The following is a 327-nucleotide window of genomic DNA, read 5'->3' as shown; positions in this document are numbered from 1 at the left end:
AATCCTCTTCTGCTATCTCATCACCTACTTTTACAGATACTTCAATCACATCAACACTGTCATAATCGCCAATATTTGGAACTTTAACATCGACAATTTGACTCGCTGCAGTTGCTGCATGAGCTTGGCTAGTTTGTTGTGGTTGTGATTTTGTAACAGCAGCTTGATCAATACTGTCCTCAACCTCAACTTCCATTATCGCAGTTCCTTGTGAAACTTTATCACCTACTTTTACAGTTAATTTAGTGATTTTACCAGCAACTGGAGAAGGAACTTCCATACTCGCTTTATCTGTTTCTAGTGTGATTAACGAATCCTCTTCTGCTA

Annotated in this window: 1 protein-coding gene; it reads right to left on the bottom strand. The window is 38.5% G+C overall.

The features are described from left to right. The coding region (locus C9379_RS08580) for a biotin/lipoyl-containing protein (RefSeq protein ID WP_343377590.1) at positions 1–327 on the bottom strand (327 nt) is incomplete at both ends.

This window comes from Francisella-like endosymbiont, assembly GCF_003069505.1.
Classification (GTDB): Bacteria; Pseudomonadota; Gammaproteobacteria; order Francisellales; family Francisellaceae; genus Francisella.
Note: the sequence above shows the minus strand (reverse complement) of the source record. Positions and strands in the feature narration are given on the sequence as shown.